The sequence below is a fragment of the Campylobacter sp. CNRCH_2014_0184h genome (assembly GCF_025772985.1).
In the GTDB taxonomy this organism is placed as follows: domain Bacteria; phylum Campylobacterota; class Campylobacteria; order Campylobacterales; family Campylobacteraceae; genus Campylobacter_D.
In genome coordinates this window covers 36,134-53,521 of record NZ_JAKMTB010000001.1, presented here as the reverse complement: position 1 = coordinate 53,521, position 17,388 = coordinate 36,134, and the positions used below count along the sequence as shown (strand labels likewise).

Genomic DNA, 17,388 nt, shown 5'->3' with positions numbered 1-17,388 from the left:
ATACATTATAGCACTTTAATCGTAAAAAATTAACTTTTTAAATAAAAAATAAATTTAAAATTTTAAAGGGTCTAAAATAAGTGCGCCATCTGCTGAAAGTTTTTTACCTTGAAAATGCATTTTACAAAAAGAAACAATTAAAGCATGAAAAATTTGATAAAGCTCGTATAATTTACATTCTTTTTTTAACAAAACACACAATTCTTGTTGATTTTTAGCTATGTCTTTTTTTAAAAAATCTGCTAATTCATCATAACTTTGACACTCATAGCCTAAATAATTAGCTATTTTTGCACCATAAGCATCAACTACTAAAACTTCTTTTTTACATATATAATTTAAAATTCCATCTGCACTTTCTTGACCAAAACCCTTAATACTCAAAAGCCATTCTCTATCTACTTCTTCTTTAAAAAACTCAAAAGAATTAAAATATTGAAAATATTTTTGAGTAAAATTTTTAATATATTTTGCCTTAGTATTATAAAATCCACTTGGTTTTATTAAAAGCGCTAAATCTTGAGTGTTTAACTTTGATAAATCTTCTATCTTAGTAATATTTGCTTGTTTTAAATTTGTCAAAGCTTTCAATACATTTTTCCAGTTTGTATTTTGAGTTAAAACCACAGAAATTAAAATTTCAAACTCGCTCAAAGTATTATTTTCTAGCCACTCAAAATCTTGATAATCAATATTTGCATTAACTAAAGCTTTAAAAATTTCATATCCATTCATGCTTTTTCACTCTTTCTTAAATGCATCAAAATAGCCTCAATTACATCATCATCGTCTTTACTTTTTGCCTTAATGACTTCCTTGCTCTCATCATCTTTTACAAAACAAATATTTTGCTCATAATTACTCACTAGTTTATAATGCTTGCTAGCTAAAATTTTTATAATGATTAAATCCAAAAACTGCTTTGTGAAGATATCAGGCCTTCCAAAACGATCATTCATCTCACTTTCTATCTCATAGACTTCATTAACACTCATACACTTGCTAAGTCTTCTATAAAGTTCTAATCTCAAACGATCTTCACTAATATACTCACTATTTAAAAAGGCATTGATGTTAAGCTTTAGATCTATTTTTTTCTCTTTAACCTCTTCTTTTTTACTTAGCTTATTAATCTCATCTTCTAACATTTTAAGATACAAGCTATAACCAATTTGCTCTATATGCCCACTTTGATCCACTCCTAATAAATTTCCACCCCCACGAATTTCTAAATCATGATAAGCAAGCACGCTTCCTGAGCCTAAATAAGAATTACTCTCTAAGCTCGTAAGTCTTTTTAAAGAATCTTTTGTGATTTTTTCCTTATCTTCAATCAAAAAATAGCAATATCCTTGCTTAGCACTACGCCCTACTCTTCCTCTAAGTTGGTGCAAATCAGCCATACCAAAGCGATCTGAATTTTCCACTATGATAGTGTTTGCATTTGCTAAATCAATACCACTTTCAACTATAGAAGTACAAAGCAATAAGTCATATTCTTTATTTTCAAATTTAATCATTTCTTCTTCAGTAATTTTTGCATCAATTTTAGAATGCAAGATTAAAATTTTTAAATTCGGAAACAAATCTAAAAGATATTTTTTACACCCATCAATACTTGCTATATGATTGTGTATATAAAAAATCTGTCCTGCTCTTCTTAATTCTCTTGAAATAGCTTCTTTAATCAAAGCGTCATTACTTTCTCTAACAAAGGTACGCACATCCAAACGATCCTCAGGTGGAGTTTGTAAAACACTATATGATTTTAAAGAACTAAGAGCTTGATTTAAGCTTCTTGGTATAGGTGTTGCTGACATAGATAGAATATGGGAGTTTTTACTTAATTCTTTGAGTTTTTCTTTTTGTTTTACACCAAATTTATGCTCCTCATCTATCACGACTAAACCCAAATTTTCACACTCAATCCCTAAAAGAGAATGCGTTCCAACCACCACACAAGGCTTATTTTCTTTTAAAAATGCCAAAACTTGTTTTTTTTCTTTAGCACTAGTAAAACGATCTAGTTTAAAAACCTCTATATCAAAAGAATCAAATCTTCGTTTTAAGGTTTTAAAATGCTGGGCTGAAAGTAAAGTAGTTGGCACAAAAAACAAAGCTGTATAGCCACTTTTTACACAAGTAAATATAGCATTCATAGCAACTTCTGTTTTACCAAAGCCCACATCACCACTTAAAAGCCTATCCATTACTTGAGAACTTTTTAAATCTTGAGTGATTTCTTGACAAACTTGACTTTGATCTTTAGTATAAAAAAATCCTGCTTTATTGATAAATTCATCTTGTAATTCTTGAGAAATTTTTAATTCTTTTGCTTTTATCAAAGCTCTAGCTGCTGCTAAAGAAACTATATTTGAAGCAATGGCAAATAATTTTTCTTTTAATCTTTCTTTGATTTTTAGAAAACTTCCTTTTCCAAGCTTATCAAGTAAAGGCACGCCACCACTTGCACCGATATATTTATCAATCATATACAAATTTTCAACAGGCAATAAAAGCTTATCATTATTTAAATACCCAAGAGCTACAAATTCTTTTTTTGCTCCTGCAATTATAATAATCTCAAGACCTAAAAATTTAGCTACACCATAATCTTCATGTACAACAAAATCCCCAACCCTAAGCTCATCTATTACCAAACTTGCTTTTCTAACTCTTTTACTTTTTTCTTTTTTATTTAAAGAGATAATAAGCTCATCTTGAGTGATTAGGTTGATTCTTTCTTGAGATATTTTTAATTTAATATTTGAAAATTCTTGTAAATTTAAAGCTTTAAACAAAGCTTCATTTTTTGCCAAAATAGTAATTTTTTTATCTTTGTGAAAAGTGAAAAAATCATGATTATAAGAACTTACTAAATCTTTACAAAATCTTGGTTCAGGTAAAATATTTTGATTGATTTTACTAATATCTTCTTCAAAATCATTTACATCAAAATTTTTTATACTCACAAAATTTAAATCTAAATAATCACAAAAATCATCAACACACCAAAATCCTAAAGAATTAACATCATTAACAATGCTTTGACTTTGAAAATTTTGAATTTTTTCTTGTAGATTTTCATATTGCTCTTGATTAAAAGCACTTAAAAATGGACAAATTTCAATTTTTGAAAGTTCACTTGGGATTGATTTTTGTGTATGAATATCAAAATATCTTATACTTTCTATCTCATCTGAAAAAAGCAAAATTCTAAAAGGCTGTTCTTCGTTAATTGTAAAAATATCTATAATATCCCCGCGTATTGAAACCTCACCCTTATCTTGAACTATATCTACAAACTCATACCCACTATGTAAAATTTCTTCTTTAAATTTCTCTAAAACAAGAAGTGAATTTCTTTTAAGAATAATATTTTTGAGATGCTTTTTCCCGGGGAGTTTTTGCAAAATTGTTTTTATAGGAGAAATTAAAATTTTATTTTCATCTTCTTTGTGATAAGCATTTAAAACTTTACAAATTTCAAAAAGCTCTTTAGAAAAAGAGCGCAAGTCACTACCAAATTCTGCTCTAAAATCAGGTAAAACGAAAGTTTTTAAATTTAAAAATAAACAAACTTGAGCTAACTCATCTGCTTCTTTATCATTCTCACAAACTATTAACTCAGTTTTGTTACTTAATAAATATTCATATAATTTAGCTTGCATTTTCTGAATTTTCTATGCTCACATCAATAGTTGCAAGTTCTTCGTCTTTTTCAATTATTTTACTGCTTCCATTAAATTTTCCACCATTTTCAATGCTTAATTGTTTAACTATGATATTACCATTAAGCACACCACCGGATAAAATTTCCAAAGAATCAACTTGCATTTCTCCTTCAAAAACCCCATTAATCACTATCTTACTTGCCTTAACTTGTCCTTTTAAAACACCACTTTTACCTATCACTATCACATTAGAAGAATCAATCACACCTGTAATCTCTCCATCTAAATGAAGCATAGAGTCAAAATAAAATTTTCCTTCTATTTTTGCTCCGTTTGAAATGACTGTAGTTTCGGATACTGTAGCAATAGAGCCTTTATTAAAGATTGCCATGGAACTCTCCTTTCTTTATCAAATATTTGTTCATAATTTTTTCGGTTTAAATCTATAAAAATTTTAGGGTCTAAAAGTTTATTAATAAATCTAACCTCATAATGCAAATGTGGTCCCGTAGAAAGACCGGTATTTCCTGTATATCCAAGCAAATCACCTTTTTTTACAAATTGCCCTGCCTTAACAACATCTTTGCGCATCATGTGCGCATATACCGTTTTAAAGCCAAAATTATGGATCAAAATCACTGAATAACCATAGCCATTATTACTATATGCAGCATACTCAACCACTCCATTTGCCGGTGCATAAATAGGAGTATTTAAAGCTGCTCTTAAATCAATACCTGGATGAAACTCTTTTTTATTTAATATAGGATGATGACGCCATCCGAAATTACCTGTGACTCCATTATCTTCTATCACATGGCCATTTGGAATTTGTGTTAAAAATAAATAGGCTTGATCGTTAGTAAGCTTAACTTTTTCCAATCTTTCTGGTATATCTAAACCCTCATCTTGCTTTAAACCTAAATTTTCTTCAATATCTGCAAGTTGAGTTTGGAGTTCATCATACAAGGCTGTTTTTTCCTCTAAACTTTTTTGCATACTTTCATTTTGAGAAAATAATTTAGTATTTTTTGCTGACAATGTTTCTTGCTCTTTTAAAAGCTCTGAACGCTTATCTGCTAAATAATTAATATATAAAGCACCCAAAACTATAACAACAAAAACAAAAGTAGTAAAATAAATAATTACTTTTTTTATGATCTGACTTAATAAAAAATGTCTAGAACCATTTACATCTGTGATAGTTAGCGTAAATTTATCTTTCATTATAGCCTCTTAAAAAATTTTCTACCAATACAAAAGAACCAAAAACTAAATACAACTCATCTTTTTTTATTTGTTCAAATTTTTGATAAGCAATATCTAATTTTTCTAAATTTTCTAGCAAAACAGAGCCTGCTAAAGGTCTGTCTTTGCTTTCATATTCATAAATTTCAACTATTTTTATTATAGGCTTTAAAGCTCTTAAAATTTTATAAGAATCTTTATCTAAAAAGCAATTATAAACCAAATGAACTTTTTTTTCCTTGAAAATTTCAGCTAAAGTTAAAGCTGCCATTTCATTATGGCCTACATCAACAAAAATATTTTGACTTATTTGCTCACACCTTCCTTTTAAATCAAGTTTTGGCAAATTACTAATGCTGCAAATCAATTCTTTCTCATTTTTGGCACAAATTTTAGAAAAAGCTTCTAAGGCTAAAAAAAGATTATCTTTTAAAAAAGTTGCTAAATTATATTTTTGAATATATTTTTGCACATAAGGATAAATAGCCTTGTTTTCATCTAACGCACTAATATCTAAACTAGCTTGTTTTAATTTTGCTATTTTTTGAGCCAAATTTAATACTTTTGCCTCTTGCTTATGATTAATTAAAGCTTTAGCGCTCATGGCTTTTAATTTTGTTCTTGCTATTTCATCCAAGTTTTTACCCAATAAATCTTGATGATCAAAACCTATTTTAGTAAAAATACTAAAATCTATCTCAAAAACACTTGTTGCATCGTACTCTCCACCTACTCCAGCTTCTAAAATCACATAATCACAATCTTTAAAAACAAAAAATGCTAAAAATGTAGCATACTCAAAATAGCTAAGTTTTTTCACATCATCTAAAAAAACACTTTCCAATTCTTCGTGTGCTTTTTCTAAAAGCTCATTGCCTGTAATTTTTCCATTTAACCAAAATCTTTCATTAAATTCAAAAATATGTGGACTTGTATAATGCCCTACTTTACATCCTTGCTCTAAGAGTAAAAGCGCTAAAAATCTACCTGTACTTCCTTTGCCATTAGTGCCAATAATTTGAATATTTTTAGTTTTTGGGATAAATTTTTTATATTTTTCATACATACTAAACATAAAAAATCTACTGATTTTTTGTACATGCATAGTTTTTTGTGAAAGTGTTTGCTGGAATTTCATACTAAGCTTTTTGCATTAATTCTTTTAAAATATCGCCATCTGGAAATTCTTTTTTTTCTATACAAGAAGATGATAAAACAAGTCTAACTACTTCTTCTTTATAAATAAATTTATAATCATCTATAAGCTTCAAAGCTTTTTCCGTAAAGATTTGAGCAACTTCTAAGCTTTTACCCGGAAAAACAATTAAATAAGAACTTTCATCTAAAATCCAAATTTCAGCTAAATTTTTACATAAGTCTTTGAGGATTTTTTTAAACTTCCCGCTAATAGTTTTAAAACTATCAATACCATAAGCATTAATAACATGTTCTATATTATTGATTTTAAAGAAAGATAAAGCATAATTAACCGCATAAAGCTTATAATTTTCATCAAGTTTTTTAAGCTCTTGAGCAAGACTCCATTGTTCTCTTTGCTCATCATCGCTTGTAGCTTGAATTTGAGTTTTAATTTGAGCTATTTGCTCGTTTGCATACAAAAGCTTATCTTTTAATGTATCAAAATTAATCTGTACATTACCATTTTCATCTTTAGTTAAGGCATTAATAAATTTCACATCTTCTTGGCTATTATCATAAAGCTTTGAAACCATTTCATTTAGGCTTTCTAAATGCTGATTGAAAAAAGAAAGATTTTTTTGTATATAGTATTTATCTATTGCTTCTTTTTTTTGTAGCATCAAACAATATTCATGTGCAAATTCTTTTCTAGCAATCAATCTAGGGTTTTCTTTTAATTTTTGCTTAAATTGCTCTACTTCTTTACTCTCACCAAATAAAGGTTCTAAAGAAGCTAGTAAAAGTTCAGCTTGTTTTTCATAAGAACGTTCTTTTAGCATAGTGATAAGTTTTTCTATTAAAGCATGAAAATCCAAAAAAGCTCGGATATTAAATTCTTCTAATTTTTTTAAGAGTTCTCCATCTTCATAAGATTTTTCAAGTTCTTTCCATTTAGCTCTTAAAAGATATATGGTTTCTAAGTCCATAGCTTGAGATAATCTGTGTTGAGTAATTTGAGCAAGCTCTTTGATTTTTTTATCTTTACTAATACTAAGTTGTTGAATGATTAAGCCAAGCAAAGCATAAACATCTTCATATTTTCTACTTACCTGTCTATTAAGCCTAGAGACTAAAAACATCAAAAACTCATCAATAGTTCGAATACTTTTTCCTTTTAATTCTTGCTTGTAAGAATCATCTAAAAGATTGGTGTATTTTTCTATTCTGGCTTTATTTGAACTCATCACTCCTGCTTTTTTAGCACACTCTTCAAACACCTCGCTATAATTTTCAGGAGTTGGATATAACTTACGCTCTTTTAGTTTTATCAATGTTTCTTTTGCAATTTCATTGATATGACTTGCCATTTTATTTATAACCCCTAATAGCTATAATAGAAACAAATTCATCAAAAGCTTCACTTGATGCATTTTTAATTGCTTCAAATCTTGCTTGATCACTGATGATAGAGTTTGGATTAATATCAAAATTATAACTCCCTTTAGTATTTACAATTTCTTCCTTGCCATTTTTATAACGCAACACAAACTCCAAATAAAGCTCCGCTTTATAATAAATTACATAACCATTTTTATCATAAACTATAGGATGAAATTCTAATTTTTTCATCGTAACTATAATAGAACTATCTGCATTATATTCATCTGTGATTTTTCTACCAAGCTTATTAAGCATAGCTTCTCTTAGAATATCTGTTATGTAAACACTGTTTTCAGGATCTTGTTTGCTAATATTGATTTTTAAAAATACATTTTCGCCCAAAACTCTACTTGCCATCTGCGAAGAGGGAATATATCCACAAGCTATGATGAAAAAAGCAAAAAACAACACTAGATATTTTTTCATTTAATCACCAAATTTACCAATTTCTTATCAATATAAATTTCTTTTACTATAGTTTTTCCTTCTAGCCATTTTGCAACATTTTCTTTAGCTAAAGCTAAAATCTCATCTTCTTTAGCTTCTGAATTTATTTCAATCTGTGCTCTTTTTTTACCATTAACACTAATAGCTATATTAAAACTATCTTTTACAAAAACTTCATCTTTTATTTTTAATACTTTAAAATTATCACATTTAAATAAATACTCACTAAGTTCAAAACAAACATGAGGGATGATAGGCTCTAAGATATTTAAAATAATATAAAAAGCTTCTTTTGAAACTTCTTTATGATTTATAGCATTTAAGGCATTTAAAGCCTCCATACATGCAGCTATTAAGGTATTAAAGGCAAAGCTTTCTTCATAAACTTCGAAAGATTTTTTCAAAGCTTCATATACTTTTAATCTAGCATATTTTTCTTCTTTATTTAAACTTTGATGATCAATTTCTTGTAATTTTCCACATTCTAAACTCATAGCCTTTTCATAAAGCCTATTGATAAATTTAAACGCACCTTCTAATGCACTATCGTTCCATTCAAGTTCTTTAGCAGGTGGTGCAGCAAACAGTATAAACAATCTTGCACTATCTGCTCCATATTTTTCTATAATATAATCAGGATCAACCACATTCCCCTTAGACTTACTCATCTTAGCACCATCTTTAGTGACCATTCCTTGGGTTAAAAGTCTATTAAAAGGCTCATCATCTTTTAAATAACCCAAATCTCTAAGTGCTTTTTGGAAAAATCTAGCATAGAGTAAATGCAATATCGCATGTTCAATCCCACCAATATATTCATCAACATTCATCCAATAATTAACACTTTTTTCATCTACTGCTTTTTCTTGCCATGTTTTATCATCACTTGCAAAACGCGCAAAATACCAAGAACTTTCAAAGAAAGTATCTAAAGTATCGCTTTCTTTTTGCGCTTTTTTACCACATTTTGGACAAACGCACTCTTTCCATGTTTCATGCTTATCAAGTGGATTTCCTTCTCCATTTATCACCACATCCTCAGGCAAGGTAATAGGTAAATTTTCTATTTTTTGAGGAACTATGCTACAAGAGTCACACTTAATCATTGGTATAGGAGCTCCCCAATATCTTTGTCTAGAAACACCCCAATCACGAATTTTAAAATTAGTAACCTTTTTACCAATACCCAAAGATTCAATTTTTAAACTAATTTTTTCTCTAGCATCATTGCATTCTAATTGATCAAATTCACCACTATTAGTTAAAACGCCTTCTTTTAAAGTGTAGCATTGTGCGTCATTTTCATCTTTATAAATTACTTTTTTTATAGCCAAATTATAAGTTTTTGCAAACTCATAATCTCTTTCATCATGAGCAGGTACACTCATAACAGCACCACTACCATAATCACTTAAAACAAAATTAGCTACCCATAAAGGAATTTTTTCTTTACTTAGTGGATGGATTACATAAAGATTTAAAAAATATCCTTCTTTTGGTGCGGCCTGTCTTTGGCGTGGTGTTTGATTTTGTATATTTTGAATTTTAGCTATAATATCTTGATCTAGTAACTTTTTATCAATTAATTCATTTACTATTTCATGATCAGGCGCTAAAGCGATGTAAGATACTCCATAAATAGTCTCAGCTCTTGTGGTAAAAACATTGATCTTTTTTGCGCTGATTTTATCATTTTCTTCTATATCAAAATCAAAACTAAGCCCTGTGCTTTTACCTATCCAATTTTCTTGCATGGTTAGAACTTGACTTGGCCATTTTCCTTCTAATTTTTTAAGATCTTGCAATAATTCATCTGCATAAGCGGTAATTTTTACATAATATCCTGGCATTTTTTTTCTAATGACTTCATGCCCACAACGCCAACATTTGCCATCTTCAACTTGCTCATTTGCTAAGACTGTTTTATCATTCTCACACCAATTAACTTCAGCTTCTTTAGTATAAACAAGCCCTTTCTCATACATTTTGATGAAAAATTCTTGCTCAAATTTAGTATATAAAGGGTCAGAAGTAGCAAGCATTCTCTTTTTAGAAAAAGAAAAACCCAAAGAAGCAAGCTCATTTTGCATATAATCAATATTTTCATAAGTCCATTTTTTAGGATGGATACCATGTTTAATCGCAGCATTTTCAGCAGGCATACCAAAACTGTCAAAACCTATAGGATGTAAGACGTTAAAACCTTTTTTTCTATAATACCTAGCCATAGCATCACCTATGCTATAGTTTCTCACATGTCCCATATGAATTCTACCACTTGGGTATGGAAACATAGATAAAATGTATTTTTTTGGTAAAGAAAAATCATCTTTTGGTTCAAAATATTCTTTTTCTTGCCAAATTTTTTGCCATTTTTTTTCTATTTTACCTGCTTCATATGCCATTTTCACTCCTAATTTTCTTCTTGATTTTTTACTGAATCAACTATAACTAAAATCATTGAAAAGATATTAGCTATCAAAGCACCAATTGCTAAAGTATAAACCATAACATTAGCTTCTGGATTAATTTGTATTAAAGCAAAAGCTGGAATTAAATGCAAATCAGCTACCAAAGAACTAGCAAATAATTCAGCTGCTAAGAAATTTCTAACCCCAATTTTCAATAAAGTAGAAATTAAATTCACACAAGCTGCAATAAATAAAGCAACTTCATTTTGATCATATAAAAATCCTGCGGTTGTAGTTAAGCTCATTAGAGCAAAAAAGATATAAATAACCTTACCCCAATTCATTTTTACACCGTTCCTTTTTCATACATCGCTCTTAATTTCTCTTTTTCTTGTTTTTTCTTTACTTTTTCTAATTCTTTTTGACGATACTGCGTAACACTAAATTTAAACCATAAAAGTGCTGGACTTGCTACAAATATAGAACTTGCAGTACCTGCTACAATACCCACTATCATAGTTAGAGCAAAACCTTCTATCATAGATCCGCCAAAGAAATAAAGCACTACAACAGTAATTAAAGTTAAACCCGTTGTTAAAGTAGTTCTTGATAAAGTAGCTGAAACTGATTCATTGATAATTAAATCAAGTTTTGAATTTTTACTTGTTTTAACACCTTCTCTAATCCTATCAAAAATAATAATCGTATCATTTAAAGAATATCCAAGCACAGTTAAAACAGCCGCCAAAATATCTAAATTTACATCTATTTCAAATAACGCAATAGCACCTAAAGTAATGACTATATCATGAATTTCACACACAATAGAAGCCATAGCAAAACGCCATTCAAATCTCACTGCCAAATAAATCAAAATAGCAATCAAAGAAATTCCAACCGCCATAAGACCTTTATTACGCAGTTCGTCTCCTACTTTTGGACCTACTACATCCACGCGGCGCACTTCAAATTTACCTGTATCTTTTAACAAATTTGCAATACTTACTCCAATATCACTTCCCAAGCTATCGCTACTTCCTGAAAAACGAATAATAACTTCATTAGCACTACCAAATTCAGTAACACTAGCTCCTTTTAAATTTTCATTTATAGATAAAGCTTTACGAATTTCGGCCAAAGGAGCTTTTTGCTCATATTGAAGTTGCACCAAAGTTCCACCGGTAAAATCAATACCAAAATTTAAACCCTTAGTAAAAAGGATAAAAATAGAACCAAAAAATAAAATAAAAGACAAAGAGATGGCTGCAAATCTCATTCTCATAAAATCATAAACATGTTTTTGACTAAAAAATTGCATTAAGGTCTCCTATATCCAAACCATAATCTTGTGTTATTGCTTTTTTCCATACGGTTCATAAACATTTCAAACATACCATGAGTTCCAACAATAGAAGTAATCATCGAAACTAAAATCCCAATACTCAAAGTCACCGCAAAACCTTTTACCGCACCTGTTCCATAAGCATAAAGTACCACTGAAGTAATAAGCGAAGTAATATTAGAATCTAAAATCGCGCTCATTGCATGCTTATAACCATTTTCAACACTTTGCCTTATGCTAGCACCTTCTCGCAATAATTCTCTAATTCTTTCATTAATAATAACATTAGAATCTACTGCCATACCCACAGTCAGTACAAGTCCTGCCATACCAGGTAAAGTCAAAGTTGCTCCAAACATAGCCATTACAGCAATAATCACTAAAATATTTGCCACTAAAGCAATATTAGCAAAAATTCCTGCTATACCATAATACATCACCATAAATGCAATAACTAATATAGAAGCACCTGCTAAGGCTATCATACTCATTTTAATACTATCAGCACCCAAAGATGGTCCAACACTTCTTTTTTCAAGCATTTTAACCGGTGCTAAAAGCGCCCCACTTCTTAAAGCAATAGCCACATCATGAGCTTCTTCTACAGTAAAGCTACCACTAATTTGGCCACTACCTCCACCTATTCTTTCATTAATTCTTGGAGCTGAATATACTTTATTATCCAAAACTATAGCTAAGCGTTTGCCTACATTATTCCCAGTATAATCTCCAAATTTTTTCGCACCTTCTGAATTTAAGGTAAAATTAATCACAGGAAGATTATTGCTTTGTGCAAAACCTACTTTTGCATCTGTTAGCATAGAACCATCAAGAATAGGTATAGATTTTACTAGATATTTAATTTGAGGATTTTTTGCATCTTCAAAAATCAAATCTCCATATTCAGCAGCTTGAGCTGGAGTAAGATTATTTACCTGATCCATTCTAACATCATCTACTTCCATTAATTGCAAATGTGCAGCTTTTGCGATAAGCTCTCTAGCTCTAGCCTCATCTGCAGCAGTTTTAATACCTGGAAGTTCGACTAAAATTTTATCCTCACCTGATCTTGCTACATTTGGCTCTGCAAGGCCAAATTGATCAAGTCTGTTTCTAATGGTTTCTACAGCTTGTAAAATAGCTTGTTCATGAGTTAGTTTGATTTCTTCTTGGGTTAAAAAAAGTGTGTAGTGTAAATTTTCGTGTGTAATAGCCAAGCCTTTAATGTCTTTTAATAACAAATCAACCTTAGCTACATCATTTTCATCTAATAAACTAAATTTAATACTAGTATCATTTACTTTGATTTTATCAACAATAATATCTTCTTTATTGATAGAATAACTAAGAGAAGAGGCTATGGATTTAACCTTTGATTTAACCGCCTCTTCTACTTCTACACCTAATAACATATGCAAACCACCTTGCAAATCAAGTCCCAGGTTGATCTTAGCACCACTTTGGGTTTGCATAAAAGAAGGTATGGAAAAAATTAATCCTATAAGAAAAACTACAAAGAAAATGATACTTCTATAAGTAATTTTTCCACTACGCATCAATTTTCTTTGCTATGAAATCTCTAGAAATTTTTACAACTACATTTTCATCATTAAGCTTAACTTTGATAAAATCCTCTTCTGGTTTTACCACCTCGCAAATTATCCCACCATTTGTGATGATTTTATCTCCTTTTTCTAAAGATAAAACCATTAATTTGTGGTCTTTTGCTTGTTTTTGTTGTGGTCTGATAACCAAAAAATAAAAAATCGCAAAAAGCACAATGAGAGGCAACAATGAAGTCCAAATATTTCCGTTTTCTGCCATTTCTTCCCCTTTTTTTAAAGTTCATAAATTCTAATTCTACCACTTTTAAAATAATAAAAGCCTTTTTTTCTGCACTTTTATTGTCAAATTTTATTTATTTTTCTTTTTTTGAAAATTTACTTTTTGAATTTATTTCACCATTTTTAAGTATATATGGTTTGATTTTATTGCTAAGAAATAAAAGTAAAATAGGATATTTTTATACCGGATTTTTTGTAGGAATTTTATGGTTTTGGTGGATAGCTTTATCATCAATTTATTTTGATTTAGCTTATTTAATTCCTTTAGAAATTATCTTAATCGGATTAATTTATGGATTATTATTTTTGGTATGTTTTTTTCTTAAATATGATTTTTTAAGGCTTTGTGGGATTTTTTTACTTAGTTTTGTTCATCCTTTTGGATTTGATTGGCTAAATTGGGGTGTTTTAAGTGTATATGGAATCTTTGATGCAAGTTATCAAGGCATTATAGCTATGTTTTTGATTGCTTATTTTTATTATGAAAAATACATTTCAAGATATTATAAAATAGCAATCATTTTAATCCTTATTCTAATTGGAGCCCAATATAATCAAAAACAATCGCAAACATTAAATTTAGACTATAAATTAATTCAAACTAATATCTCCCAAGATCAAAAATTCATACAAGAAAATTTACACACTCATTCTAAAGATATATTTTATCAAATCAATCAGGCCATAAAAGAAGGTAAAGAAGTAATTGTTTTTCCTGAAACAGCTTTTGCCTTTGCTTTAAATAAAGCTCCAAGTTATTTACAAGCTTTAAAAGATTTATCAAAACAAATCATCATCATCACAGGTGCTATAAGTACCACACCTAATCATCTATACAATAGCACTTATGTATTTGACAATGGCAACATACAAGTTTTTAACAAACACTATCTTGTGCCTTTTGGGGAAGAAATTCCTATATTTAAAACCTTTTTTAAAAAATATCTTTTAAATATTGATGAATTTTCAAAAGGAAAGGAATTAAATCAATACACTCTAAATAATCAACTCATCACTAATGCTATCTGCTTTGAAGCTACAAAAGAAAAACTTTATAAACACTCAAAAATCATCATCGCTATTTCAAACAATGCTTGGTTTAATTTTTCAAGTGAGTATAAATTACAAAATTTTCTAATGCGTTTTTATGCAAATAATTATAATGTAAGTATATATCATGCAGTTAATGGAAAAGAAAATGCTGTAATTAAGTCAAAAAAGATATTGATTTTAAAGATAAAAGAAAAACTTTTAAAGCAAAATGAAGCTCAAAAGCTTCATTATTATAATGCTTTAAATTCATCAAGAGCGTCCAATTTTTCCCAAGGATAATCAGCCTGACCTACTTGACCACGAGCAGCTACATCAGCATACATGAAAGTATCTTTACTTGGTTTATCAAGATTGAATTTATTTTTAATCCAATTTGGAGTTAATGGGAAAGTTTTCATCACAAAATCACTTAAAATATCATCATTTAATCTTGTGTTTGTTCCCATGCAATCCACACTTACAGAAGTTGGTTTAGCTACGCCTATAGCATAAGAAAGCTGTACTATGCATTTTTTAGCAAGACCTGCGGCTACGATATTTTTAGCAAGCCATCTTGCTGCATAAAGCCCACTTCTATCAACCTTAGTATAATCTTTAGAAGATTGCGCTCCTCCGCCTATTGGAGCATAACCACCAAAGCTATCTACTATAAGTTTTCTTCCTGTTAAACCACTATCATGCAACGAGCTGTGATTTACATATTTTCCCGTTGGATTGATTAAAATTCTTGTTTTTTCTGGACAAAAAAGTTCTTTTGGTAAATTTGAATCTAAAATCAATTCCATCACTAAAGCTCTTAGATCTTCTATTTTCATACTTTCAACACAAGGAGCTGAAACTACAATAGTATGGATGCTTTGAGGTTTACAATTTTCAAAATTTTCTTTATTTACATAATCAATTGTCACTTGAGTTTTAATATCCACTCCAAGTTTATCAGGATTGTTTTTTGCAAACTCATATACTTTATCACAAAGCATTCTAGCATAAGAAATAGCTGCTGGCATATATTCTTTTGCTTCATTACTTGCAAAACCAAACATTATCCCTTGATCACCCGCTCCAATCTCTCCATCTTCTTGATCAACACCTTGATTGATATCAGGGCTTTGCTCATTTAAAAATACCATTACATCTAAATCATCAGGATGTAAACATTGTTTTTTGCTAAAATGTGGATGCCCATCATAGCCAATATCTGCTAGAGCTTTTTTTACAATATTTTCATAATCTTGTTTTTCTAGTTTATGTTTTGATTTAATTTCACCACCAATTACTACTTTATTTCCTGCTACAAAAACCTCACTAGCAACCCTTGAATCTTTATCGTGAGTTAAGAAAGCATCCACTATAGAATCAGCTATAATATCAGCACATTTATCAGGATGTCCTGCACTAACAACTTCAGAAGTAAACAAATACATATTTTTTAATATTCCTTATCATAAAAATTCTAGCTTTATTTTAACATAAGCTAGCTTAAAAATAAAAAAGCTTATTTAAGCTTTACTTTGTTAGAATAAATTAAAAATTTATCACTACAAAAAAGGTAAAAAATGAGTTTATTTTCTTGTGCAATCAAACGCTATAAAGATGGAAATCTTATTTTACAAATTTGCATAGGTATTATTTTAGGAATTTTAGTAGGTGTTTTTTCTAAAGATTTAGCTATTTTTGCAAATATTTTTGGTGCTTTATTTACAGGAGCTTTAAAAGCTATAGCGCCAATTTTAGTTTTTATCTTAATCTTAACAACTATTTGCACAAAAGAATTTAACCATGGAAGCGAAAAAATAAAACATATCATTTTCTTATATATATTTGGAACTTTTTTAGCTTCTTTAAGCGCAGTTAGTATAAGCTTTATCTTTCCTGTAGAATTAGTATTAACTGATATTGAAAAAGCTTCCACTACAAGCCCTGCGCATATAGGCGAAGTATTTAAAACCTTACTTTTTCAAATAGTAGATAATCCTATCCACGCTTTATCTTCAGGAAATTATTTAAGCATATTAGCTTGGGCCATAGGTGGGGGTTTTGCTCTAAGACATTGTTCAAATGATGCAAAGCAACTTTTTACTGATATCAACGAAGGCGTGTTAAAAATCGTTAAATTTATAGTCAAGCTTGCTCCTTTTGGAATTTTTGGACTTGTAGCAAATTCAGTTGCTCAAACAGGAGCAGCAGGACTTTTAAGTTATGTTAAATTATTAATAATTTTAGTTTTAACCATGTTTTTTGTAGCCTTTGTGATTAACGCTTTAATTGTTTTTGCTTATACGAAGAAAAATCCTTATCCTTTGATTTTTATTTGCTTAAAACATAGTGCTGTTTTTGCATTTTTTACAAGAAGTTCTGCAGCAAACATCCCTGTAAATATGGCACTTTGCTCTAAATTAAATATCAATAATAATTTATATAGCATTTCTATTCCACTAGGCGCTACGATTAATATGGCAGGAGCAGCTGTAACCATAGCTATATTAAGTCTTGCGGCAGCTCACACAGTAGGTATTGAAATAAATTTTTTACAAGCAATGCTTTTGAGTGTTTTAGCCGCATTTGCAGCTTGTGGAGCTAGCGGGGTTGCCGGAGGCTCGCTTTTACTTATACCACTTGCCTGTTCTTTGTTTAATATTGATTATGACATAGCTATGCAAGTAGTTGCGGTTGGATTTATCATAGGGGTTATCCAAGATAGCGTTGAAACAGCTTTAAATAGTTCAACAGACGTTTTATTTAGCGCCATTTGTTCAGATAATGAGCTTAATTTAAAAATTTAAGGAGGG

The 17,388-nt window shown here is 29.6% G+C and carries 15 protein-coding genes; 2 read left to right on the top strand and 13 right to left on the bottom strand.

Going from position 1 to position 17,388, the window contains the following annotated elements; all coding sequences use genetic code 11:
- Window positions 1–54: 54 nt before the first annotated feature.
- Genes L8X36_RS00270 through yajC form a run of 12 tightly spaced genes read right to left on the bottom strand, consistent with a single transcriptional unit; the run spans window position 55 to window position 13,526 of the window.
- Window positions 55–735, bottom strand: coding sequence for an endonuclease III domain-containing protein (locus tag L8X36_RS00270; RefSeq protein ID WP_263682090.1), 681 nt, complete (start codon window positions 733–735; stop codon window positions 55–57).
- Window positions 732–3,671, bottom strand: a complete 2,940-nt coding sequence (locus L8X36_RS00265) for a DEAD/DEAH box helicase (RefSeq protein ID WP_263682089.1) — start codon at window positions 3,669–3,671, stop codon at window positions 732–734. Before L8X36_RS00265 ends, L8X36_RS00270 begins: the two co-directional genes overlap by 4 nt.
- Window positions 3,661–4,065, bottom strand: coding sequence for a bactofilin family protein (locus L8X36_RS00260; RefSeq protein ID WP_263682088.1), 405 nt, complete (start codon window positions 4,063–4,065; stop codon window positions 3,661–3,663). The genes L8X36_RS00265 and L8X36_RS00260 overlap by 11 nt, the downstream gene beginning before the upstream one ends.
- Complete coding sequence (locus L8X36_RS00255) at window positions 3,993–4,904, bottom strand: M23 family metallopeptidase (protein ID WP_263678820.1); 912 nt, start codon at window positions 4,902–4,904, stop codon at window positions 3,993–3,995. The genes L8X36_RS00260 and L8X36_RS00255 overlap by 73 nt, the downstream gene beginning before the upstream one ends.
- Complete coding sequence (locus L8X36_RS00250; RefSeq protein WP_263682087.1) at window positions 4,891–6,060, bottom strand: Mur ligase family protein; 1,170 nt, start codon at window positions 6,058–6,060, stop codon at window positions 4,891–4,893. Before L8X36_RS00250 ends, L8X36_RS00255 begins: the two co-directional genes overlap by 14 nt.
- A 1-nt stretch (window position 6,061) precedes the next feature.
- Window positions 6,062–7,429, bottom strand: a complete 1,368-nt coding sequence (locus tag L8X36_RS00245; protein WP_263682086.1) for a hypothetical protein — start codon at window positions 7,427–7,429, stop codon at window positions 6,062–6,064.
- Between the two features lies 1 nt (window position 7,430).
- Complete coding sequence (lptE, locus tag L8X36_RS00240) at window positions 7,431–7,928, bottom strand: LPS assembly lipoprotein LptE (RefSeq protein ID WP_263663103.1); 498 nt, start codon at window positions 7,926–7,928, stop codon at window positions 7,431–7,433.
- Entirely contained in the window at window positions 7,925–10,354 is a 2,430-nt protein-coding gene (gene leuS, locus L8X36_RS00235; RefSeq protein WP_263682085.1) for a leucine--tRNA ligase, read from the bottom strand. Before leuS ends, lptE begins: the two co-directional genes overlap by 4 nt.
- A gap of 8 nt (window positions 10,355–10,362) precedes the next feature.
- Window positions 10,363–10,704: a DUF6394 family protein gene (locus L8X36_RS00230; protein ID WP_039618681.1), complete on the bottom strand. Its 342-nt coding sequence runs from the start codon at window positions 10,702–10,704 to the stop codon at window positions 10,363–10,365.
- Window positions 10,705–10,706: 2 nt separating this feature from the next.
- Window positions 10,707–11,678 (bottom strand): protein translocase subunit SecF, encoded by a 972-nt coding sequence (gene secF, locus L8X36_RS00225; protein WP_263682084.1) that lies wholly within the window; start codon window positions 11,676–11,678, stop codon window positions 10,707–10,709.
- Entirely contained in the window at window positions 11,678–13,258 is a 1,581-nt protein-coding gene (gene secD, locus L8X36_RS00220) for a protein translocase subunit SecD (protein ID WP_263682083.1), read from the bottom strand. Before secD ends, secF begins: the two co-directional genes overlap by 1 nt.
- Entirely contained in the window at window positions 13,251–13,526 is a 276-nt protein-coding gene (gene yajC / locus L8X36_RS00215) for a preprotein translocase subunit YajC (RefSeq protein WP_012661754.1), read from the bottom strand. Before yajC ends, secD begins: the two co-directional genes overlap by 8 nt.
- Here yajC and L8X36_RS00210 point away from each other — a divergent pair.
- On the top strand, window positions 13,496–14,878 hold the full coding sequence (locus tag L8X36_RS00210; protein ID WP_263682082.1) for an apolipoprotein N-acyltransferase: 1,383 nt from the start codon (window positions 13,496–13,498) through the stop codon (window positions 14,876–14,878). The genes yajC and L8X36_RS00210 overlap by 31 nt on opposite strands.
- Here the strand turns inward: L8X36_RS00210 and metK are convergent.
- The gene (metK, locus tag L8X36_RS00205) at window positions 14,830–16,023 is read right to left on the bottom strand and encodes a methionine adenosyltransferase (RefSeq protein ID WP_263682081.1); all 1,194 of its coding nucleotides are present in this window, start codon (window positions 16,021–16,023) and stop codon (window positions 14,830–14,832) included. The genes L8X36_RS00210 and metK overlap by 49 nt on opposite strands.
- Window positions 16,024–16,155: 132 nt before the next feature.
- Here metK and sstT point away from each other — a divergent pair, with 132 nt between their 5' ends.
- Window positions 16,156–17,382: a serine/threonine transporter SstT gene (sstT, locus tag L8X36_RS00200; protein WP_263682080.1), complete on the top strand. Its 1,227-nt coding sequence runs from the start codon at window positions 16,156–16,158 to the stop codon at window positions 17,380–17,382.
- Window positions 17,383–17,388 lie beyond the last annotated feature (6 nt).